The sequence below is a fragment of the Rhizobium sp. WW22 genome (assembly GCF_047041135.1).
GTDB lineage: Bacteria > Pseudomonadota > Alphaproteobacteria > Rhizobiales > Rhizobiaceae > Rhizobium.
In genome coordinates, this window is record NZ_CP178199.1 from 201,517 (window position 1) to 223,557 (window position 22,041).

The 22,041-nt window shown below is 58.3% G+C and carries 16 protein-coding genes and 3 pseudogenes; 7 read left to right on the plus strand and 12 right to left on the minus strand.

The annotated features are described in order from the left end of the window. Positions 1-7 precede the first annotated feature (7 nt). The 6 genes from ugpA to ACK83U_RS19895 form a co-directional block, all read right to left on the minus strand. Complete coding sequence (gene ugpA / locus ACK83U_RS19870; RefSeq protein WP_112610379.1) at positions 8-889, minus strand: sn-glycerol-3-phosphate ABC transporter permease UgpA; 882 nt, start codon at positions 887-889, stop codon at positions 8-10. A gap of 66 nt (positions 890-955) precedes the next feature. Continuing rightward, complete coding sequence (gene ugpB / locus ACK83U_RS19875; RefSeq protein WP_162708082.1) at positions 956-2,266, minus strand: sn-glycerol-3-phosphate ABC transporter substrate-binding protein UgpB; 1,311 nt, start codon at positions 2,264-2,266, stop codon at positions 956-958. A 157-nt stretch (positions 2,267-2,423) separates the two neighbouring features. Then, positions 2,424-3,224: an inositol monophosphatase family protein gene (locus tag ACK83U_RS19880; RefSeq protein WP_112610375.1), complete on the minus strand. Its 801-nt coding sequence runs from the start codon at positions 3,222-3,224 to the stop codon at positions 2,424-2,426. A gap of 37 nt (positions 3,225-3,261) precedes the next feature. Then, positions 3,262-4,326 (minus strand): ABC transporter ATP-binding protein, encoded by a 1,065-nt coding sequence (locus ACK83U_RS19885; protein ID WP_112610373.1) that lies wholly within the window; start codon positions 4,324-4,326, stop codon positions 3,262-3,264. Then, the gene (locus tag ACK83U_RS19890; RefSeq protein WP_112610371.1) at positions 4,323-6,560 is read right to left on the minus strand and encodes an ABC transporter permease; all 2,238 of its coding nucleotides are present in this window, start codon (positions 6,558-6,560) and stop codon (positions 4,323-4,325) included. Before ACK83U_RS19890 ends, ACK83U_RS19885 begins: the two co-directional genes overlap by 4 nt. A gap of 90 nt (positions 6,561-6,650) precedes the next feature. Then, on the minus strand, positions 6,651-7,679 hold the full coding sequence (locus tag ACK83U_RS19895; protein WP_112610369.1) for an ABC transporter substrate-binding protein: 1,029 nt from the start codon (positions 7,677-7,679) through the stop codon (positions 6,651-6,653). 185 nt (positions 7,680-7,864) lie between these two features. On the opposite strand from ACK83U_RS19895, the gene ACK83U_RS19900 reads away from it, so the two are divergent. The 6 genes and pseudogenes from ACK83U_RS19900 to ACK83U_RS19925 all read left to right on the plus strand — a co-directional run. Continuing rightward, positions 7,865-8,866 carry a substrate-binding domain-containing protein gene (locus ACK83U_RS19900; RefSeq protein ID WP_112610367.1) on the plus strand — a complete coding sequence of 334 codons (1,002 nt, stop codon included), beginning with the start codon at positions 7,865-7,867 and terminating at the stop codon, positions 8,864-8,866. Between the two features lie 178 nt (positions 8,867-9,044). After that, on the plus strand, positions 9,045-10,730 hold the full coding sequence (locus ACK83U_RS19905; RefSeq protein WP_412474972.1) for a Na/Pi cotransporter family protein: 1,686 nt from the start codon (positions 9,045-9,047) through the stop codon (positions 10,728-10,730). Continuing rightward, entirely contained in the window at positions 10,723-11,223 is a 501-nt protein-coding gene (locus tag ACK83U_RS19910; RefSeq protein ID WP_183716127.1) for an NUDIX hydrolase, read from the plus strand. Before ACK83U_RS19905 ends, ACK83U_RS19910 begins: the two co-directional genes overlap by 8 nt. A gap of 149 nt (positions 11,224-11,372) precedes the next feature. Next, positions 11,373-11,627 (plus strand): annotated as a pseudogene (locus ACK83U_RS19915) (IS6 family transposase); the annotation flags it as partial. 532 nt (positions 11,628-12,159) lie between these two features. Continuing rightward, a complete protein-coding gene (gene ltrA, locus ACK83U_RS19920; protein ID WP_112611032.1) occupies positions 12,160-13,419 on the plus strand; it encodes a group II intron reverse transcriptase/maturase in 1,260 nt (419 codons plus the stop codon). 62 nt (positions 13,420-13,481) lie between these two features. Beyond that, positions 13,482-13,946, plus strand: a pseudogene (locus ACK83U_RS19925) (IS6 family transposase); the annotation flags it as partial. Positions 13,947-14,277: 331 nt separating this feature from the next. Here ACK83U_RS19925 and ACK83U_RS19930 read toward each other — a convergent pair. The 6 genes and pseudogenes from ACK83U_RS19930 to ACK83U_RS19955 form a co-directional block, all read right to left on the minus strand. Next, positions 14,278-15,135, minus strand: a complete 858-nt coding sequence (locus ACK83U_RS19930) for a Hint domain-containing protein (RefSeq protein WP_112611286.1) — start codon at positions 15,133-15,135, stop codon at positions 14,278-14,280. 160 nt (positions 15,136-15,295) lie between these two features. Then, a pseudogene (locus ACK83U_RS19935) lies at positions 15,296-15,544 on the minus strand (TetR/AcrR family transcriptional regulator); the annotation flags it as partial. A 113-nt stretch (positions 15,545-15,657) separates the two neighbouring features. Continuing rightward, complete coding sequence (locus ACK83U_RS19940) at positions 15,658-15,936, minus strand: transposase (protein WP_162708114.1); 279 nt, start codon at positions 15,934-15,936, stop codon at positions 15,658-15,660. Positions 15,937-15,943: 7 nt separating this feature from the next. Next, the gene (locus ACK83U_RS19945) at positions 15,944-17,389 is read right to left on the minus strand and encodes an HlyD family type I secretion periplasmic adaptor subunit (protein WP_112611282.1); all 1,446 of its coding nucleotides are present in this window, start codon (positions 17,387-17,389) and stop codon (positions 15,944-15,946) included. Between the two features lie 11 nt (positions 17,390-17,400). Beyond that, positions 17,401-19,116: a type I secretion system permease/ATPase gene (locus ACK83U_RS19950; protein WP_112611280.1), complete on the minus strand. Its 1,716-nt coding sequence runs from the start codon at positions 19,114-19,116 to the stop codon at positions 17,401-17,403. Between the two features lie 102 nt (positions 19,117-19,218). Next, entirely contained in the window at positions 19,219-19,794 is a 576-nt protein-coding gene (locus ACK83U_RS19955) for a PE-PGRS family protein (RefSeq protein WP_112611278.1), read from the minus strand. Between the two features lie 565 nt (positions 19,795-20,359). Between ACK83U_RS19955 and ACK83U_RS19960 the strand changes: the two genes are divergently transcribed. Next, positions 20,360-21,448, plus strand: a complete 1,089-nt coding sequence (locus tag ACK83U_RS19960; RefSeq protein WP_112611276.1) for a hypothetical protein — start codon at positions 20,360-20,362, stop codon at positions 21,446-21,448. Positions 21,449-22,041: the final 593 nt, after the last annotated feature.

The following is a 22,041-nucleotide window of genomic DNA, read 5'->3' on the forward strand; positions in this document are numbered from 1 at the left end:
TCTCGCCTCACGCATAATGCACGCGCTTCTCGACGAAGCGGAATTGGAATGCCGTCAGCGCGATCACGATCACCATGAGGACGACGGACTGGGCTGCCGACGAGCCGAGATTGAGATTGACGAAGCCGTCATTGTAGACCTTGTAGACCAGGGTCTCTGTCGCCTTTGCCGGTCCGCCGCCGGTGACGGCATGGATGATGCCGAAGGTGTCGAAGAAGGCGTAGACCGTATTGACCACCAGGAGAAAGAAGGTCGTCGGCGCTAGCAGCGGAAAGACGATCGTCCAGAAGCGCCGATTGCCGCGAGCACCGTCGATGGAGGCCGCTTCGAGCAATGATTTGGGGATTGCCTGCAGCCCCGCGACGAAGAACAGGAAATTGTAGCTGATCTGTTTCCAGGCGGCGGCGACAATGACCAGCACCAGTGCCTGGTTGCCGTTCAGCAGCGGATCCCAGGCAAAGCCATTGCGGCGCAGAATATAGGCCAAGGTGCCCATGGCCGGGTTGAACATGAACAGCCAGAGCATGCCGGCGACGGCGGGTGCGACCGCGTAGGGCCAGATCAGCAGCGCACGATAGAGCGTCTGTCCGCGCACCACCTTGTCGGCAGCAGTGGCGAGCGCGAGCGCAACAATCATCGACAGCAGCGCCGTCGCAACGCTGAAAATCACCGTCACCTGCAGGGAATGCAGATAGGTCCCGTCAGACAAAATCGCGCGGAAATTCGCAAACCCCACGAAGCCGCTCTTCAGCCCGAAGGGGTCTTCGCGCTGTGTCGATTGATAAAGCGCCTGGCTTGCCGGCCAGAAAAAGAAGACGACCGTCAGGATGATCTGCGGTGCGACCAGGAAATAAGGAAGGATCTTGTTTGGAAAGACGACGCGCTGCACGGCGATCTCCTGTGATGGGAAACTGCCCGCAGCCTTGGTGGCCGCGGGCCAAACCGTATCAGTGCATCAGTTGCCGATGGCTTGCTGGATAGCGGCATTGCCGCGTTCGACGGCCTTGTCGAGTGCCGTCTTGGCATCTTCCTTGCCGGCCAGCATCGCCTCGAACTCCTCGTTCATGATGTCGCGCACCTGCGGCAGGTTGACGAGGCGAACGCCCTTGGAGTTGGTCGTGGGAGCCTTGCCGAGCATCTGCAGGATCGGCGTCTCGCGGCCGGGATTCTTGTCGTAAAAACCGGATTTCTTGGTTTCCTCGTAGGCGGCCATTGTCACCGGCAGATAACCCGAAACCTGATGCAGGCGCGCCTGGATCTTGGTCTGTGAGAGGAAATGGAAGAACTCGGCGATGCCTTTGTATTCGGTATCGCTCTTGCCCGCGAAAACCCAGAGGCTGGCGCCGCCCGGGATGGTGTTCTGCGGCCGGCCTTCACCATCATAATAGGGAAGCTGGCCGATGCCGTAATTCATGCCGCTCTTGATGATATCGCCAAGGCCGCCAGACGATTCCGTCAGAATGCCGCATTCACCCGAGGTGAAGAGTTGCTTGGCCTCCGAGGTGCGGCCGCCGTAGCGGAAGGTGCCATCCTTGGCAAGATCGGCGATCGCTTGGAAATGCTGGACGAAGAGCGGTGCATTGAACGCCAGCTTGACGTCGGTGCCGCCCAGCCCGTTTTCGTTGGTGCCGTAGCTGACATTGTTCCAGGCTGCGAAATTCTCGGTCTGAATCCAGGTGAGCCAGGTCGAGGTGAAGCCGCAGGCCGATGCGCCGCTCGACTTGATCTTCTTGGCGGCCTCGAAGACGTCAGGCCAGGTTTTCGGCGGATTCTCGGGGTCGAGCCCAGCCTTCTTGAAGGTGTCCTTGTTGTAGTAGAGGATCGGCGAAGACGAATTATAGGGGAAGGACAGCATCGTGCCGTCCGGCTTTGAATAATAGGAGACGATGCCCGACAAGTATTGTGATTTGTCGAACGTGTAGCCCCCCTTCTTCAACACATCGGCCGCCGGCATGATCGCGCCTTCCGCACCCATCATCACGCCGCTGCCGGCGTCGAAGACCTGCAGGATCGCCGGCGCCTGCTTGGAGCGAAACGCCGCAATACCGGCATTCAGCGCTTCCGGATAGGTGCCCTTGAACACCGGAACAATTTTATAGTCCTTTTGGCCCTCGTTGAATTCCTTGGCCAGTTGCTCGACGACTTCGTTGTTGGCGCCCGACATTGCGTGCCACCATTGCAGCTCGGTCACTGCAAACGCGTGCGACGTTCCTCCGAATGAAATTGCTGCCGCTACAAGGCAGCTCCACGCGAGGCGATTAGGCATTTTTCCTCCCATTATTATTCGTTCCGTGAAACGGCTTGGTCGATCCTCCTCGATCGGCCGACCCGCTTTGCGCTGCACTGCCGCCGGATGTGACGATCAACTTGCAAGCGCGTTCATTTAAACTAATGCTTACTCAACTGTTGTCTACCGGGAAAACTTATAAGCCAGCTATCTTTTTCAGATCGTCGATCGCACCCGGGGCGGCACCCAGAACCACCGATCCCTTGGTCAGACGTTCGCCTTCCGTCGGGAAGGGATGGTACCAGCCGCCGGCTTCCTTCACGAGGCAATAGCCGGCCAGGCAATCCCAGGCATGCATGTATGGTTCGTAATAGCCGACCAGGCGGCCGGCGGCGACATAGGCGAGCATCAGGGCGCCCGAGCCGTTGCGGATGAAATTGCCGCCGGCTTCGAGAACCTGCTCGACCATTTTCGCGACGAAGGCGGGTGAGACATGATTGTTGGCGCCGATGCCAGTCACGGCGTTGCGGATATTGCGCGATGCATCCAGCTTGAGGCTCTTGCCGTTCAAGGTGGCACCTCTGCCGTGCGCGGCGACGTAAAGCTCATCGTGGCATGGTGCCGAGATGACGCCGATCACGGGAGTGCCGTCACGCAATACTGCGATGGAAACGCACCAGTTGGGCATGCCGTTGACGAAGGGGCTCGTCCCATCGATCGGGTCGACGACCCAGGTGTAGCCGGAGGTGCCGGTTTCCAGACCATATTCCTCGCCGAGGATGCTGTCCTGAGGATGCGCCGTATGGATGCTTCCGCGGATGAGATTTTCAACCTCCCGGTCGGCAATCGAGACAACATCCTGCAGGTCGCGCTTGGTTTCGATGATCAGGGTCTCGCGCCGCTTGAAATAGTCGAGAGCGAGATTGCCGGCCTCGCGGGCGATGGTCTCGGCAAGAACGAGGCGTGCTTCGAGATCGGCGAGGGTAACGGAGGTCATGCAGCTAGGTCCTTAATCGTCTGATGTTTGACGGCAATCAGCCGCCGATGACGGCAATGCCGCGATCCTTGAAAGCGATCGTGACATCGGTGTTGGGAGGAAGGGCGGAATCGACCGTTGCATCGACAACGAAGAGCGATCCGCGATCGGTCTTTACCTCGTACTCGACGTGATCGCCGAGATAGGCGGAATGAGTGATCTGGCCATTGAACTGGCCGTTGCCTGTTCCTGGCGTCAGAATGATCGCGTTCGGCCGCACGGCGAGCTGCGCGGAACCGCATTTGACCGAACGGCTGTTGACCCTGTGGCGAAGTCCCTGGATCGTGATCGTGACGCCATCGCCGTCGGTTTCGACGACATCGCATGGCACGACATTGGCTTCGCCCATGAAGTCGGCAATGAAGGCGGAGGCTGGCGTATCGTAGAGCTCGCGCGGTGCACCCTGCTGCGCGATGCCGCCATCCTTCATGACGATGATGCGATCGGATACGGCAAGTGCTTCGTCCTGGTCATGGGTCACATAGACGGCAGTAAAGCCAAGCCGCTGCTGCAATTCGCGGATATCCGTCCGGACGCGCCGGCGCAGCCGAGCATCGAGATTGGAAAGCGGCTCGTCGAGAAGCAGCACCTGAGGTTCGACGACGAGCGCACGCGCCACGGCGACACGCTGCTGCTGGCCCCCGGAAAGTTCGGCCGGAAGACGCGAGCCCATGCCGGCAAGGCCGACAAGGCCAAGCGCACCTTCCGCCTTCTCGCGTGCGTCCCTGCGTTTCATGCCGGAGGATTCCAGTCCATAGGCGACATTGTCGAGCGCCGTCATATGCGGAAACAAGGCATAGCTCTGGAAGACCATCGAGACGTCGCGTTCATTGGCCGGAAGCATGGTGACATCCTTGCCGCCGATCAGAATGCGGCCGGAGGAGGGGTGTTCCAGCCCCGCCAGCATGCGAAGCGTCGTCGTCTTGCCGCAGCCGGAAGGGCCGAGCAGGGTGACGAGCGTGCCGGGCTCGATGGTGAGCGACAGATCGGGAATGGCCGTGAACGCGCCGAAGGTTTTTCGAACATTCTCGAAGACGACGGAACCGGGAGCCTTCGGATTCATGCGGTTTTCTCCTGAACGATGGATGCGGGCGCGGTCGGCGACGGCGTCATCGCGACGCGGTTTACGCGCCGCAGCCGCCTTTCTCCGACGAGCAGCTGGAACCCGGCAATGACTGATATCATGACGACGATAAGGGCGGAGGAATAAGCGATTGCGATGCCATACTCGCCGTTTTCGACCAGGCCGACGATATAGGCCGTGGACATGTTGTACTGGGCGCTGACGAGGAAGATAGCGGCGCTGATCGAGGTGATGGCCCGTACGAAGGAATAGACAAGTGCTGCGGTAATCGCCGGCCGCAGCAGCGGCAGAATTACTTTCCGGATGGTGCGCAGGCTGTCGGCCCGCAATGTCAGCGATGCCTCGTCGAGGCTTTTGTCGAGCTGGCTCATGGCGGCAACGCCGCCGCGCACACCGACCGGCATGTTGCGAAACACGAAGCAGGCAATGAGAATGAGCGCAGTCCCGGTCATCTCCAGCGGCGGCAGGTTGAAGGCCATGATGTAGCTGATGCCGATGACCGTGCCGGGGATGGCAAAGCTCATCATCAGCGCGAATTCGAACAGGCCGCGCCCGACGAATTTCTGGCGCACGATCAGATAGGCCGTCAGAAGGCCGACGGCAGCCGTCAAGGGCGCGGAGATCAGGGCGATCTCCATCGTCGTCCAGAAGGAGTTCCAGGCAACACCGGTCCAGGCGATGCCGCCATCGTCACGTAGGCCGATCGAGAAGGCCTTGACGTAATGTTCCACCGTCAGCGTGTTGTCGAGACCCCAGGTGCGGACAAAGCCGCCGAAGAGTATCATGACGTAGACAACGACGGTGAACACCATCCAGGGGATGACGAGCGTATGGACCGCGATCGAGAGGCCGCGGGGCAGGGCGCCATGAGCGCCCGAATCTCCCTTGCCTGTCACCGTCGCAAAGCTCTTGCCCTGTAGCCAGAGGCGTTGCGCGAGGAAGGCGCTGAGCGTGAAGACGAGCAGGATCATGGCAAGGACTGCCGCGCGCGACGGATCGTTCTGTGCGCCGACGACACTGAAGAATATCTCTGTCGACAGAACCCCGTGGCTGCCGCCGAGAACCATCGGATTGCCGAAATCCGCCATGCTTTCGATGAAGCCGATCAGGAAGGCGTTTGCGAGACCCGGCTTCATCAGCGGCAGGGACACGCGCCAAAACGTGCGCCAGCGATTGGCGCGCAGGGTCTGTGACGCCTCTTCCATCGACGGGCTGACGCCTTCGACCACGCCGATGAGGACAAGAAAGGAAATTGGCGTAAAGGAAAGAACCTGCGCGATCCAGATACCCGTCAGGCCATAGAGCCAGCGGCTGGGTTCGGTTCCGAAGATCGAGGCCGCAGCTTGGGTGACTACACCGGCCCGTCCGAACAGCAGGGTCAGCGCCAGACCGACTACGAAGGGCGGTGTGATGATCGGCAGGATCGTGAGAAGCCTCAGTCCCTTCTTGAAGGGAAAGCGGGTGCGAGTGGCGACAAGGGCAAAGCAGAGCCCAAGTAGCGTCGACGCGCCTGCCGTCAGGATCGCCAGCAAGAGTGTGCGCCAGGCCACACCGCAACGGTCGCCGCCAACCACGCAGCCAAGACTCCAGATCGACGGATCCTGGATGTTCGTCGTGAAGCCGCCGGGATCGAACGATCCGTCGAATGACTGGAAAGCGCCGACAAACATGCTGCCAACGGGATAGAACACAAAGATCGCGACCAGCACGACCAGCATGGTGACGGCACTGACAACGAAGGCATCGCCCTTCATTACGCCGCGTTCGGCAAGGCCAAATGAAAAGAGCAGGACGAAGACGATGCCTAGGATAATGGCGCCGGCACCCATCGCTGGTTGGCCGTCCGCCAGCGCACCGAAGATGGTCTCGCAGATCGACCAGCTCCAGCCCGCCGACGTGATCGCGAGTCCCTGCAGCGACAAAAAGGCAAAACCCAATGCACCGGCAAGCGTCATGAGCGCGCCGCGCGACATCGGACTGGATATGAAGCGCGCGATGCCACCGAGCATTAGGAGCCCGGCGGCGATCGCGAGCCACCATCGGCCGTAGCTGGCAATCTGCAGGATCCCAGGCGCTGTGGAGGGGTCGCTTGGAAAGCTGCCTAACCAGCCAAGGCTGAAGAAGCCGCCCTCGATGCGATACCATGGGAGGAGTATCAGGGCAGCAGTACCGAAGATCAGCGCAACATCCAGCCGGCGTTTGCTATTGGTCATGGTCGGATTCGCATCCCATTCAGCAAAATTCAGAGATGAAGCAGGTCGGATGTGCGAGGAACCGGCCTGCGAGGGCAGTCGAAAAAGCCGTCAGTTGGCCTTGGCGCCGATTTCCTTGTCCCATCGCGCAAGCAGGGCCTTGCGGATCGTGGGATCGCCGTATTTCTTGAAGTCGTAGTCGATCAGCTTAATGTCCTCGAACTTCGGGGCTTCCTTCGGAACGGCAGCCGACTTGTTGGAGGGAAGCTGATAGGACTTGGCATCCTTCATGTGCGATTGCGCCTCGGCGCTGAGCGCCCAATCATACCACTTCTTGGCATTATCTAGATTTCTGGCGCCCTTGATGATCGACATGGAGCCAATCTCGTAGCCCGTGCCTTCGCACGGTGCGACCGCCTTGATGGGAAAGCCTTCGACGGTCTGTGCAACCGCGTCATGCATGAAAACGATGCCGATCGTCGATTCCCCGCGAGCAGCCGCCTTCACAGGGGCGGAACCAGACTTGGTATATTGCGAGACATTGGCATTGAGCTTCGATAGGTAATCGAAGGCCTTGTCCTCGCCCATGATCTGCACAAGTGTCGCTAGCGTGTTGTAGGATGTCCCCGACGAGTTCGGATTGGCGATCTGGATCTCGCCCTTATAGGAGGGGTCAGGAAGGTCGGCCCAGCATTTGGGCTCCTTCAAGCCCTTCTTCTTCAAGATGTCCGTGTTATAGCCCCAGCCAAGCGCTCCCGCATAAACGCCGACCGTACGGAAATTGGCGCTTTCTGCCTGCTTCTTCGCCCAGCCCTGAAGCTGATCGAAAAGCGGTGATTTATATTCCAGCGTCAAGCCCTCGGCTGCGGCCTGCAAATGCGGGTCGCCGGTTCCAGCCCACCAGATGTCCGTCTTTGGATTACGCGCCTCGGCGCGGATCTTGGCGTACGTTTCGCCGGCCGAAAGCCGAACCATGTTGACCTTGATGTCGCTCTGCTTCTCGAACAGCCCCTTCATCAGATCGCAGACTTCGGGATCGGCAGAGCAGATCACATTGAGATCGCCGGCTGCATGGGCCGACCAGGCAATAAGAGATATTCCCGCGGCAAGGGTTGCCGCAGCCATGTTGATCAATCGCATGATGTCCTCCCTGCTATGCGGCGCCTCCACGCCGAGCGCTTTTTGCAAGCGTGTGCAAATGCTGCATTGCTCGGCTTGCGCTGTCAACCCGAATTTTCACAAAAGTTTCACAATGCCGCCATGATCAATGTGTTGCACGCGATTGCAAACTATGATGAAGTCTTGTGGCGAATAGGGGAGGCGCCGTGTCGCAACGAGATTTTGTCAGCGCTGAGGAAGTGGCGCAGCGCGCAGGTGTTTCGCGCTCGGCGGTCTCGCGCGCCTTCACGCCGGGGGCGAGCGTCTCCGAGGCTACCAGGCAGAAGGTCCTGCAGGCGGCGGAAGAGTTGGGATACCAGGTCAATCATCTTGCCCGTGGGTTGATGCGCAACGAAAGCGGCATCGTCTGCCTCATCGTTTCGGATGTCGCGACACCCTATCGCTCCGCCCTTCTACGCGAACTGACGCTGCACTTGCAACTTGCCGGAAAGGTGGCGATGCTGATCAATACCGATCGTTCCGACGGCAGCGTCAACAAAGCGCTGCAGCAGGCGATCCGCTACCGGGCCGATGCATCCGTGATCCTTTCAGGCCTGCCGGACAAGTCGATTACGCAGCTCTGTCTGCGGAGCGGACAGCGGCTCGTATTGATCAATCGCGATGAAGATCAGTCGGGGCCGCTGCACATCAATCTCGACGACCGCGAGGCGGCCGCACGTGTGGTAACGGCGTTTGTGCGTGCTGGCTGCGCGCGGCTCGCCTTTGCGAATTCTGAGGCTGGTACGCCAAGCCTCATGGCAAGGGAGGAGGGCTTTATAGCCGCCGCTCGCGAGCACGGTCTTAGTGTCGTGGTGGAAAGGCATGGTTGGACCGGATATGAGGCGGGTCAGATCGTGGCACAGCGCCTGCTGACACGAAAGGAGCGGCCCGATGCCGTCTTCTGTGCGACCGATCTGCTAGCCTGTGGCTTCATGGATGCCGCTCGCCATCAGTTTTCCTTGTCGATCCCGCAGCAGCTCTGCGTCGTCGGTTTCGACGACATCGAACAGGCGTCCTGGTCTTCCTACCGGCTGACCACGTTTTCGCAGCCAGTCACGGCAATTGCACGTGAGGCCGTAACCTGGTTGGCCGAAAGCGGCATTGTCAAGGGCAAGTCTTTGACAATGCAGGCGGACCTCGTCTGGCGCGAGACGATCAGAGGCGGATAGGGGGACCATATCCCGTTGTTTATAAAACAAAAACTTGATTTACGACAGTTTTATGACAATCCGCCCTTGCAAAAGGTGCAAAGACAAAGAACATAGTCGGCTAATGAAAGTTTACAATCTGCAATCTTGATTCCCAGCGCTTGTCTCGGGAGAGATCGCAGGCTTATGGAGGACCATTATGGCGCTTATCCTCGGCCTCGTTGCTCTGGCCGGCCACATCGCCCTTCTGCTCTGGGGCACGCGTATGGTCCAGACCGGCATTCAGCGCGCCTTCGGACCTGATCTGCGGTCTTTTCTGGGCCGCGCGCTTAGCAATCGCACCAAGGCGTTTTTTGCCGGGATCGGCGTCACTGCCATCCTGCAGAGCAGCACGGCAACCGGCCTGATGGCTTCCGGCTTCGCGGCCGGTGGCCTGGTGGATCTTGTGCCGGCGCTTGCCGTCATGCTGGGAGCCAATGTTGGCACGACCCTGATCGTCCAGGTGTTGTCTTTCAATGTCGCGGCGGCTTCCCCGGCGCTGATCCTGATCGGCGTGCTGATGTTCCGCCGAACCGGGAATTCACGCGTGCACGATCTTGGCCGGGTTATGGTCGGGCTTGGCTTCATGCTTCTGGCGCTGCATCAACTTCTCGACCTGATGACTCAGTATGAGGGATCGACGGCGCTTGCATACGTCCTCGATGCGATTGCCGCGACGCCGGTGCTGAGCATGCTCCTTGCCGCTATTCTGACATGGGCCGCCCATTCCAGCGTGGCCGTCGTGTTGCTCATCATGTCTCTCGCGAGCAAGGGCCTTGTCGATGTCGACCAGGCTTTTGCGCTCGTTCTGGGCGCCAATCTCGGAACCGCGATCAATCCGCTCATCGAAGGGCAATCGGGGACCGATCTATCGGTGAAACGCCTACCCATCGGCAATATGATGACACGCATTGTCGGCGTCGCCGCGCTGATTGGCTTTCTCGAACCGGTCACGCGCCTGTCGGCGCTGGTGGATAGCGATAGCGCCCGCGCCGTCGCCAATTTTCATACCGCCTTCAACGTCGTTTTGGCCATGGTGTTCATGCCGCTATTGCGGCCCTATGCCGATCTCCTGACCAAATTGCTGCCGCGGAAGATTGACGAGGCCGATCCGACGCGTCCCCGATATCTCGACCCGGCTGCCAAGGAGACGCCTGTCGTCGCGCTTGGCGCGGCAGCACGGGAGGCATTGAGATTGGTCGATGTCCTCTCCGAAATGCTCGCCGGCGCCAAGACTGCCCTGTCGGATACGGATCGAAAGGCGCTGACGCGATTGCGGTCGCTGGACAATATCCTCGACAGTCTGAATGCGGCCGTAAAGACCTATCTCACCTCGATCGATCCCGATGAACTCGGCGAGGCCGACAGACGACGCTTGAACGAGATCCTGCTGTTCTCGATGAATATGGAACACGCCGGCGACGTTCTCGATCAGAACCTCTTGCCGCATCTGGCCAAACGTCTGCGCCGGGGTCTGAACTTCTCGAAGGAGGGCCAACTTGAATTGGCGCGGCTGTTCGATCGATTGCAGACGAACCTGCGCACGACGGCGGCCTTGCTCATGACCCAAAACGAGAGCACCGCTCGCATGCTGGCGGAGGAGAAGGTTATCTTTCGCAAAGCGGAGCGTGAGGGTACGGAGGCTCATTTCCAACGCCTGCGGCAAGGCGGGATCGAGACCGTCGAGACCAGTTCTCTTCACCTCGACCTGCTACGTGATCTCAAACAGATCAATTCCCATCTGGTCGCCGCTGCCGCCTATCCCGTTCTGGAGGAGCGCGGCGAACTCCTGCAAAGCCGGACTCCAGGCCCGGCCCAACCGGTTGCAGTGACCGCACATGAGTAAAAAGACCTATCTCAGCCGTTTGGCGGACGCGGCAGAAAAGCTCTTCGCCGGTCGGCCGATCGAGCAATATGCCGCGATCTGCTATAGGCGCTCGCCGGTGCTGAAAGATGTAGAAATCCTGCTGATCACCTCGCGCGACAGCCGTCGGTGGATCATTCCAAAGGGATGGCCGATCGTTGGCAAGCTGCCGCATCAGGTCGCCGAACGTGAGGCCTGGGAAGAGGCCGGCGTCAAGGGAAAGGCCAGGAAGAAGAGTTTTGGCTATTACACCTATTTGAAGTCTCTCGATACCGGCGATACTGTCCCCGCCGTCGTTCAGGTTCATCTGCTTGAAGTCGCCGAATTAGTCGAGCGCTTTCCCGAGCGCGGTCAGCGCCACCTGCAGTGGTTCTCGCCCAATGAGGCCGCCGCTCATGTCCGCGAGCCAGAGTTGAAAAGCCTGCTGCGCAGGGTCGATATGGTGCTCAAAGAGAATAAGAAAAACGAGGTATGAGCCCTCCGAATGGGAGGGCGATTGGCCTTAGCGCCTCGCTGATTTCCAGAAGACAAGCAGCCATACATATGCGCTGATTGTTCGTTCAATCCGCAATGGTGGCGTCGCCTTAACCGGCTGGTTTGAATCGACTTGGTATTCGGTCTGTCATGACCGAAGCCCCGCATGCTCACTTCAGACGCCACCGGTTTCCTGCTGAGATCATTGCCCATGCGGTATGGCTGTATTATCGATTCCCGCTGAGCCTGCGCGACGTCGAAGATCTATTGGCGGAGCGCGGCATCACGGTCACGTTTCAGACCGTCACGGAATGGGCGGCAAAATTCGGCTTGAAGTTCGCTCATCAGCTCCGGCGGCGCTCACGAGGCCACTTTGCCGACAAGTGGCAGCTCGATGAGAGTGTGCCGCGAGGCACCCACAGCAGTGTGGGAGCCGAGCTGCACGGAAGATGAGGGTATGGTCCCTCGAAGCCGACCGTCAGGGGTAGGTTTCAAACCACTGCAAGCTGCAACGGTAAAGAGCCGTGGTGGTGAGCGTTGCAGAAAAGGCGGACGTTAGTCCGTCAGGTGAGGTTTAGAGAGACGAGCGCAAGCGAACCGCTGATGACGTGTCGAAAAGTGCAAGATGATGTCGAAACCGGGAGGAATTCGTTAGCCCGGGACAAGTCTGGGGGGCGACCTGATTTCTGCCCAGGCGGCATCCGGCATGAAGGCGGCGTGACTCTTAACCAGGCTTTCGTGTGGAACGCGGGAACCTGTCGCTCCGATGTTAAGGGAGAAACCCAAGCCGGCGGTCCCTGCGAGGGTGAGATTACCGAAGCGGAGCACAGGGGCGGAGCAGCCCGTAGTAGTGCTGAAGGTCCTGTAATGGGGCTGGAGCGAAGGGGCTGCGTTGTTCAGCTCTGGAGCGTGGACAACCGGCGACGGGAGGATCCTCGTGGATAGAGCAAAGCCGTACGCGATCCCGAAAAGGGAGGTGTGGGAAGCATATAAGAGGGTTAGAGCCAACCAAGGAGCGGCTGGTATTGACGGCCAGACGATTTTGGACTTTGAGGCTGATCTTACGAACAACCTGTACAAGCTCTGGAATCGGCTGGCGTCGGGCAGCTACTTTCCGCCGCCGGTGCGGCGGGTCGACATACCCAAGAGCGATGGGAAGACGCGCCCGCTGGGCATACCCACGGTCGCCGATCGCATTGCGCAGATGGTGGTCAAACGCCATCTGGAACCGGCGGTGGAGCCTGAATTCCATCCGGATTCCTATGGGTATCGGCCCGGCAAATCGGCACTCGATGCGATCAGCGTGGCGCGGCAGCGATGCTGGCGTTACAACTGGGTTCTTGATCTCGATATCAAGGCTTTCTTTGATAGCATTGAACCGGACCTGCTGATGCGGGCTGTGCGCAAGCACACCGATTGCCCGTGGGTGCTTTTATACATTGAACGATGGCTGAAAGCGCCAGTGCAGATGCCGGACGGAAATCTCGTCGCCAGAGAACGAGGAACGCCACAGGGCGGGGTAATCAGCCCTCTCTTGGCAAACCTCTTTCTTCACTATGCGTTTGACATGTGGATGTGTCGGAATTTCCCGAACATTCCGTTTGAGCGTTATGCTGACGACGCGATCTGTCATTGTCGGACCGAGGACCAGGCGATGGCGCTTCGGAACGCTCTGGACGCGCGTTTTACTGATTGTGGGCTGACGCTTCATCCTGACAAGACCAAAATCGTCTATTGCAGGGATGAAAGTCGGCGAGGCACTCATCCGGTCTACAAGTTCGACTTTCTCGGCTACGCTTTCCGGCCGAGACTTGTGAGCAAGAAGGCCGGGGGCATGGGTGTTTCATTCGGTCCTGCGGCCAGTCCGACGGCGCTCAAGGCGATACGGGGCACGATCCGTAGTTGGTCCTTGCACCTTCGCAGTGACAGGGCTCTCGATGATCTGGCACGGATGTTCAACTCGTACATCCGCGGCTGGATCAATTACTATGGTCGGTTCTGTCCTTCAGCTCTCCAACCTACGCTCTGGAGTGTCGAGCGATACTTGGCCCGATGGGCCTCGGGAAAGTACAAGTCCTTGCGTGGGCATAAGCGGCGATCCCGGCATTGGCTTTTGCGCATCGCGCAGCGCCAACCTCGGCTGTTCGCCCATTGGCCTCTGCTTCATGGATACGGTCGAACAATGGGAGCCGGATGATGCGAGAGTATCACGTCCGGTTCTGAGAGAGCGTGGGGGTGAAATTCCCCTGCGCCACTCGCCTGGTCGTCTCGATCAAGGGCAGGAAATATTGGCTTTGGCGTGCCGTAGATCAGGATGGTTTCGTTCTCGATGCTCTGTTGCAAAGCCGGAGAAACAAAAAGGCAGCTCTTCGGCTGATGCGCAAGCTGCTCAAAGGACAGGGCGTCATGCCGCGAGTGATGGTAACCGACAAGTTGCGCTCTTACGCCGCCGCAAGGGCTGAGTTGATGCCAGACGTCGAGCATCGCTCGCATAAAGGATTGAACAACCGCGCTGAAAATTCTCATCTTCCGCTGAGACGACGAGAGAGGCGCATGATGCGCTTCAAGTCGACGCGACAATGCCAACATTTCGTTTCAGCCCATGGCCAGATCGCCAACCTCTTCCACCTACATCGGAAATGTCACACTGCCGCAGCCCACCGCCAACTCCGCGCCGATGCCGTCACAACCTGGCGTGAAATCGCATTGTCCAGCGTGCTCTGACGTTCGGCGCACAAGCCCCTCCTTCGGCCAGAATCAGTTAAGGCGACGCTACCCACGACTGCACTCGAGATGCGCTGCATAATGAAGCCATTTTCCCTCAACGCGGGAGCCTTCCACACACGATGCCATTCTAGCACCGGGGGAGCGGGAGCATTCCATCCCATCGATTTCGGACTGCTCTTGTTGTGGCCCCAAGCTGGCACATGTTCACATCCGAAACGGACGGCAAAATTCCGGATTGGACGAAGTTGAAATCCGAGTTGGACGTATGTAAATTCCGACTTGAACCCACCCTGAAGCCCGGAGACTTTGATCGCAGTCGCGCAGCTTATCAGGGCGATAGCTCCTTGGCTCGTGCGTTGATTTTCTCGCAGGCATCCCGGACCGGATCGCGCACTGGCACTAGCGGGGAAACGCCGAGCAGGATAAGCGCTTTAAAATGCATCCAGCCGCCCCCAAGCACCGGCGCATAGGATGTCATCACGGTGCGTTCTTCGCCGTAGAGACGCGTGTACTCGGCAAAATTGGCGAAGTTCTCGTGATTGCTACCCTTTAGACAAAAAGTCTCGGCAGCAGCACCCTCGGCAAGGATGACTTCATGGGTATCGAGCATCACGGCATAGTACTCAATCGGCATGCCGTCGGCTGGGATTACAGGTGCGATAGTCGTGCCGTTTACAAGTTCCTTCACGCGGATAAAAACGCCGTCCAGAAACAGCGCATGGCCGGGCGACAGGTACAGATCGGAATGTGGTGTGTGGCCATCCAGCGCGTAACGGGAAACTCGGATCGGGATGACGTCCTTGTGCCAGAGGGCGCCGCTCTTCTTGAAGACTTGGCGACCGATCCATTTGATTGGGCGGGCGCTCCCGTCCGGAAGGGTCACGCAATCATTGATGCGTAGATCTTCTACGGGCTTTTCACCGCGATCGGTGAGGATCGCCGTACCACGCAGAAAGCAGTTCGCACCGCCGCCATAGCCTCCACCGGGAGCACTGCCGTGAGAGTCTCCGTGTCCATCAGCGTCGCCCCGCCCCCAAAGACGCCCCATCGCACTTGCAGGAGAGGTAGAAATTGCCATTGCCAAGGCTGCTAGGCCAGCAAGCCCGGCACCGGCCGCTGCGGCGACACCTAGAAAATGCCTGCGTGCAGCATTACGCGGCCGCTTCGGGTTTTTCCTGGAGGACATGCTCGTCTCCTTTTTCAAAAGGAATAGCTGCAAATGATACGACAGGTTGCTTTTTATTCAACTTCACCGAACAGCGCTGGCTCTCCGTCAAAAGGAGTAGGCATATCGCTCTCGAAGACGAAGCCGGCAGTACGTTCTCATATGGGTGCCTAACCTCTCATTTTTGCCGAGCCGCATCCGCACTCAGCGCCAAAGCGGGCAACCTTCCGCCTTCTCTCCTCTGTGATCCTTGGAGAGACAGAACGACATGATTGCTTCCAAGGGATCTGAGGCGTTGCCGCCGCGGTCGACCATCTTTTTGTGGTGTTTTCCAGTGCCTACCGCTATGCAAACACGGCAAGATCGTCCTTCGACGCGAATTATGTTTAGGACCGCCACACGTGAGGCCTGCGCCCTTCATCAGGTCCTTCGAGCGCGGCTATAAAGTGTGGATGGTGATCGAAGCAGAACAGGATCCAACCATTGGATCACCGAAGAGTGCTGTGGAGAGGGCGATTATTGCTGAAATGAAAGGCTTAACGGTTAGTGTCGCCCATTCGATGTCTTCGCTAGCATCTCACTCAGCGTCGCCGCCGAGAGCATGGCTTCGGCCAGAAGCTTCTTGAGCTTCTGGTTCTCTTCCTCCAGTGCTCTCAATCTTTTGGTATCGAGACCGGTATTTCCGGACTGCAGGGATTGCCATCGATAGAAGGTCGGTTCGCTGATGCCGTGCTTGTGGCAAACATCCGCCACCGTCACCCCTGCCTGGTGCTCCTTCAGAATGCCGGTAATCTGGTCGTCGTTGAATTTTCTCTTGCCCATCACCGCTTCAGTCCTCACGAAATGCTCTGTTGAAGCTGTCGAGGAGTGGTCTGATGGCATAGAACGCCACGCTGCTTTTGCCCGTTTCGATCAATGTCTGTACGGGCATGCCCGCGACCAGTTCGACGTCGCTCATTTTCGCCAACCGCTTGTCCGTCACTCGGATCGTCGCGGCAAAGTACGGCTGGCCGCTCTGCGCGTCGGTGAGACGGTCCGCCGATACATATTCGACCCGGCCCTTCAGCAATGGAACGCGCCGCTGATTGTATGGGAGGAGGTGAACCTGCGCCTCAAGCCCCGCACGGACGAGATTGATGTCTTCCGGTCTGACATGGGCTGATACGATGAGCCGATCGCTGCGCGGCACAAGATCCACGAGCGGCTCGCCCGCGCCGATCACTCCGCCGGCGGTGTGGATGCGCAGGTTCATGATTGTTCCATCTTCGGGGGCACGGATCTCGGTCCTTGAAAGCTGGTCGTCGATCGCCCACAAGCGCTCGCGCAATTGCATTATCTGGTTTTCCGTATCGCGCATGCCCTGCGCGACTTCGCTCAGCCGGTCGCTCTCAAGCTTTGCGAGATCGGCCTGCGCCCCGCTGATCACTTGGTAGGCGCGGGAAATCTGCGCCTCCACCTGACCCTGCTGGCCGGCAAGGTCTGCTTTTTCCCGCTGAAGGTTGAGAACAGTATTCTTTCGTTCCAATCCCTTGGCGTTGAGAGCCGTAACCTGATTCAGTTCCTGCTGCGAGATTACCGCTCTATCGGTCAGTGCCGCCTTTTGCGCGCTAAGTCCGATGATTTCCTGCCGAACCTGCGCGATTTTCTCATTGGTGATACCAGCTTCTGCCTGCATGACCTCGCGGCGCGCTTCAAAGATTTTCCGTTGTCCGGTTATAATCGCGCCGACCGAAAGATCTTTGTCCATTGCTACCCTGAGATCCTGCGGAAAGACTATATCATCGGTGCCCGTTTGCTCGGCAAGCAGGCGGGCGCGGCTTCCTTCGGCGTCCCAAAGCTGGCCTTGGATGCTGTCGCGCTCCGAGCGGGACTTCGTGTCGTCGAGTTCTATCAAGACTTGACCGGCCGTGACCGCGTCGCCGTTCTTGACGAGTATGCGTCGCACGATTCCGCCTTCCAGGTGCTGAATGGTCTTGCGGCTGGACTCCGGTTCGATGACGCCCGATGCAACCGCTGCACTTTTCAGCGGTGCGAGAACTGACCAGATTCCCAATCCGACTATGAAGACGCCGATTAATAGGTTCCCTGTCCAGATAACGCCTCTAAGCCTCGGTATCGGCGAAGGGGGCGCGGGTCCGCGCTGTTTCGACTCGATCACCGGCGCGTAGGCTACCAGTTGCTTGGGCGCCGCAATTGATCGTTCAGCGAACCGTTGACTAGCTCTTGATGAATTCGAAAATCTTGCCAGCGTTGCGTCCAGTCGAACAAGGGTCATGGCGTTCCTCCCTACGTTCCTGTTCGAGATGGCGGTTGAAGATAGGTTTCATAAATCCGCTCACTGTCGCCGAAGGCGGATACCGTCCCGTTGCGCATAATCGCAATCTTGTTGGTAACTGGCAGGATACCCATCCGGTGAGTTATGATAACGACGGTCATGCCCCTCGATTTCATGCGCTCGATCGCCTTGTAAAGCATGCGCTCGCCGTCATAATCCAGGCTCGAATTCGGATCGTCGAGAACGATGAGGGACGGATTTCCATAGGCGGCCCGTGCCAATCCCAGCTGTTGGCGCTGAGCGCGAAGGAGCAGGCTTCCGCCTTCGCCGATATCGGTCTCGTAGCCCTTTGGCAGCCGCATGATCGCTTCGTGCAATCCAACCAGCTTCGCGGCATCGATCGCTTTGGCAGAATCTGCTCCATCCAGCCGGCCGATCACATCCTTGATTGCTCCGCCGAAGAGTTCGATGTCCTGCGGCAGGTATCCGACGTGGTGGGTCCCTCCGCAAAGGCGTAGGGCCGAAATATCGACCCCGCCAAGAAGAGCGCAGCCGCTTGTTGCTTGCACAACGCCGGCGATGACGCGACCTAGCGTCGATTTCCCCGATCCCGACGGGCCGATGAGGGCGACGCAATCGCCGGGCGCCAGGCGCAATGTGATGCCCGTCAGTATCTGCCTGTTGGCGAATGGCTGAATATAGCCGACGTTATCGAGAACGAGGCCATTGGGTTCCGGTTGCGGTATCGTTCGGGCATCGCGTTCCGATGCAACGGCGATCAGCATTCGGTTAAGGCGATTGAAGGCATTGCGAGCAAAGGTCAGGGAGCGCCATGCACCTATCGCGCCCTCGATCGGCGCAAGCCCGCGCCCGAGCAGCAGGCTCGCAACGAAGATGATGCCGGGGCTGCTGTTGCTCGCAAGCACGAGCCATGTGGCAGATCCCATCATCAGGATCTGCGCGAGTGTCCGGATCGATTTGGAGAAACCAAGAATGATCTCCGTTCGATGCATCGCAATGTCTTGCGCCCTTCTTGCCATTTCCGCATCGCGATAGACCAGCAACGCTGCACCATACTGCATGCCCATTGCCCGGATCACCTCGATGTTTTTGAGGATGCTCGCAAATCGCATATAGCTTCTAGAAAGGGCAAGATTGGCGCGGGCGAGCGGCTGTTGCGTCGCCAATTCCGTGAGGAACGCAAACAGCAGAAGCGCCAGTGCGCTCAGAAGACCGATCGCCCCAAGCAGGGGATGAACAAGAAAGAGCAGGAGCAGGAAAACCGGCGCCCAGGGTACGTCAAAAAACAGGGAACTTGCCGGTGAATCCAGGAATTGGCGTAAGGTGGCCAAGTCCCTGTAGCATTCTGTGGCGGCTCCCGCATCGGCGCGCGCAGCATATTCGAATGATGCGGTGAGCACCATGGGCCGTAGTCTGTGATCCAGCCAGCTGCCGATGCGCGAGAGAGCTGCCCGCCGCACGATGTCCAGCATTGCGCCGACCACCACGGCGATGGCGATGATCATTGTCAGCATCAGAAGCGTGTCAGCGCTTCGGCTCGATAGAACCCTGTCATAGATCTGCAGGAGATAGACGGAAGGTGCTAAGAGGAAGAGATTGTAGCCGCAGCTATAGAGGAAAACCAACCCTAGGGCTCCGGCGCAGGCCCGCAGCGCAACAACGAGCTCTGTCTGTGGGCGCGATGGCGTTACAGAAGGCGTTGCCATTATCGATCTCGCTCCACGTGATGCTGACAAGACGAGGCTGCCGGTAGATTGCGCAGCCTATGAGGGTCGCCAGCCAAACCCGGCGACCCTTGGGCTCGTGGTTCATGAGCCAAGATGGCTGAGGTCGATATGGCCGAAGTCGTTCGTGAAATGATCGAGAGCATTATTCACGGTCGTCGTTGAGGGATCCGTGTGAACTAGCGCTGCCGAGATGTCGCCGCCGCGGGCCATGTTGCCGTTACCGCCGTTGCCGCCGACTCCCGCGAGAATGGTGGCATGCTGATCAGCCATAAGCTGAGTATATTGCGTCGCCGTCGTACCCGCGCTTACCGCCGCCGTATCGCCGCCGCTCACGCTTCCCTGGCTCCCGTTGGAGTGAGAATCTCCTCCGGCACCTCCGGCGCCGCTATTCGTGACTGCCGCCAGGAAGCCATTCTGGGCCTGAGTAAAGCCACCAGGTCCGCCGCTACCGGCAGTCCAATCTGCCATCTGTCCGACATGGTCGCCGTTGTGCAGATCGGTAGATGCTCCTTCGACCGATTGCACGTTGGCGACATACGCAACCGGATTGTAGTCGATATTGCCATGGCTATTGCCAGCGCCGCCATTGCCAGCGCTCCCGTCGCCGGCAATCGGGTCGCTGAAATGAATCGTGTCAGATATTTGTGGAATAGGCATTGATGTTCCTCCTTCGCTTTCGTTTCGTCTGTGGGTTCTATGGCAGGCGTACTCAGTATTTCACCGCCAGCAATATAACCGCGGGTGAATATTACCTGTGGTCAAATCTGCGAACTATCTAGATATTCGGGGACACTCGTTCGGGCGCATGTTCGGAGATGACGGAGCGCAATTTGACCTCAGTGCGTCGTGATAGGCTGTAGATGAGATGGTCGTGATCAGGTCGGGGCCTGATCGACGCGCCTAATCCTTCGAAGCAAAGGCAGTTCAAGCGAACAGGCTGAATTTTAGGGGGCTGAGGAGGGCCGGTTCAGAGCCGAAAACAGTTGCGAGAAAACGGCGCAAACACGTCGGGTCTCTCCTGCGAGGCGGCTTTGACGCTCTCAAATTAACATGATGAAAGGCTACATCCATGATAGCCAAATGGCTACGATACTAGCCGACTGGATGTAGACGAATTGCAGGCTCTGCTTTTCTCACGTTCAGATGCACAATGTTCGGAAATTCTGGCCGCATAAGTTGTCCACCCACCTCAATGTGGGTCAATTGTGCAATGGAGATGGTTATGACGGAAACCCGTTCCGTATTGGAAGACTTGCCCAAAACGGGCACCGATCAGAACCTCACCTCCAATTCTGCCACTGGGCATCTGGCTCTGGTCCCGACCTGGCTTCCACTGGATGTCGCTTCGGGTCCGACCTACAATTCAGCTGGCAGCGGCGGTGACGGGATAAGCGACGGTGTGATCGACAGCAACGCACTGGCCGTCTTCGTGCCCTCGAATGTGGCCATTGCGGGACCTCATTCGAGCGCAGACGCCTTCCAGGGTAACGATGCACTAATCAATCAGCATCCCACCGAAATAGCTGGGATCGGCGGGCATGGCGGAAGCGGCAATGTTGCCATCGGCGGCGGTGGGGACGTCAATCATGCCGGCACCGGTGGCAACGGCCTCTTTTTTGGTGGGCTCGTTAGCTCCGATGTTGCGGTGTTTGCCCCCGTGAACACCGCTGTGGCGGTTGGGCCTGGCGCTGAGGCTCACGCCGATCAATCGAATAACGCGCTATTCCTGCAGGGGGCAACCCAGATGGGTGGCATCGGCGGTTCCGGCGGGGACCATAATGTCGCACTCCACGACCCGGCGGTGAGCCCGGGAACTGCAGTTACATTTACCGGAGACAATTATGCGGGACATGGCGGCAACGGCGTTTTCGTCGGCAGCATGGTCGATGTGAACGTGGCCATCTTCTCCCCGATCAACATCGCGGTAGGCGCTGCAGGCGGTTCGGCCGAAGCCCATCAGACAAACAACGCAATTTTTGATCAGGGCACCATGCAGATTGCCGGCATCGGCGGCAACGGTGGTGGCTTCAACATGTCATCGGGGACGATTTTTACGGGCAACCACGAAGCTGGCGGCGGCGGATTTGGATCGTCGACCGGCAGCATGGTGGACGTCAATCTCGCCTATTTCCATCCTATCAATATTGCAGTTCCGGCCGGCGGCACTGCGGATGCCCAGCAGATCGACCATGTTCTCTACGATCAGCATGCACTTCAAGTGGCCGGCATCGGCGGCCATGGTGGCGGCGGCAACCTTATGGACACCCACTCAGCCCTCGTAGACGACATTCTGGGCTTCGGACATACCTGACATATAGTCTCCTGCTGGCATTGCGAAAGCTCAACTTCATGAAGTTGTCTTGCGTGCCATTTCTCAAATATATGCCGAATCGCATCATCCGAGTGGCCTTTGCCTCTCGGAGCGACACTGCGCGGAATGCCGGTCACCGGGATGCGGAATATTCCGGCATAACAATATTTACGCTGTTATAGATCCGGACAGTCTGCGTTTGTTGTGTCTGGCGGCGATCTCTAGGTGCGAAATTCGATATTGCAGCGGCTTTAAATTGAAAGTCGCGCTTAAAACAAAGTTGATCGATAGATAGTTGCATCGACCCGGATTTGCTGACTTTGTTTGTATAATTTCATATATATTTCCAATACCCTCCAACGCTTCTCTGGTGCGCTTTCTGCCTATGATTTCAGCGCGACATATCGAAGCGATATATCCTGATAGATGAATATTTCATTTTATTATACATGCAAAGGTTTGATCTATATGATTGCTTACATCCTATAATCACTATCGTGATAATAAGACTATTGATATCAATAATACCTCTTTTTGTATCGTGACATGAAACGAGAACGAGAATAACATAGATTACGGGCTGCAAATATTTC

What these genes read in the sequence shown, in the direction of transcription:
- ugpB (WP_162708082.1), bottom strand. Translation starts at nt 2,266, where the DNA reads ATGCCTAATCGCCTCGCGTGGAGCTGCCTTGTAGCGGCAGCAATTTCA.
- ACK83U_RS19940 (WP_162708114.1), bottom strand. Translation starts at nt 15,936, where the DNA reads ATGGGCAAGAGAAAATTCAACGACGACCAGATTACCGGCATTCTGAAG.
- ACK83U_RS19950 (WP_112611280.1), bottom strand. Translation starts at nt 19,116, where the DNA reads ATGGCAACGCCTTCTGTAACGCCATCGCGCCCACAGACAGAGCTCGTT.
- ACK83U_RS19955 (WP_112611278.1), bottom strand. Translation starts at nt 19,794, where the DNA reads ATGCCTATTCCACAAATATCTGACACGATTCATTTCAGCGACCCGATT.
- ACK83U_RS19930 (WP_112611286.1), bottom strand. Translation starts at nt 15,135, where the DNA reads ATGTCCTCCAGGAAAAACCCGAAGCGGCCGCGTAATGCTGCACGCAGG.
- ACK83U_RS19960 (WP_112611276.1), top strand. Translation starts at nt 20,360, where the DNA reads ATGACGGAAACCCGTTCCGTATTGGAAGACTTGCCCAAAACGGGCACC.
- ACK83U_RS19895 (WP_112610369.1), bottom strand. Translation starts at nt 7,679, where the DNA reads ATGCGATTGATCAACATGGCTGCGGCAACCCTTGCCGCGGGAATATCT.
- ACK83U_RS19890 (WP_112610371.1), bottom strand. Translation starts at nt 6,560, where the DNA reads ATGACCAATAGCAAACGCCGGCTGGATGTTGCGCTGATCTTCGGTACT.
- ACK83U_RS19945 (WP_112611282.1), bottom strand. Translation starts at nt 17,389, where the DNA reads ATGACCCTTGTTCGACTGGACGCAACGCTGGCAAGATTTTCGAATTCA.
- ACK83U_RS19885 (WP_112610373.1), bottom strand. Translation starts at nt 4,326, where the DNA reads ATGAATCCGAAGGCTCCCGGTTCCGTCGTCTTCGAGAATGTTCGAAAA.
- ACK83U_RS19910 (WP_183716127.1), top strand. Translation starts at nt 10,723, where the DNA reads ATGAGTAAAAAGACCTATCTCAGCCGTTTGGCGGACGCGGCAGAAAAG.
- ACK83U_RS19880 (WP_112610375.1), bottom strand. Translation starts at nt 3,224, where the DNA reads ATGACCTCCGTTACCCTCGCCGATCTCGAAGCACGCCTCGTTCTTGCC.
- ACK83U_RS19905 (WP_412474972.1), top strand. Translation starts at nt 9,045, where the DNA reads ATGGCGCTTATCCTCGGCCTCGTTGCTCTGGCCGGCCACATCGCCCTT.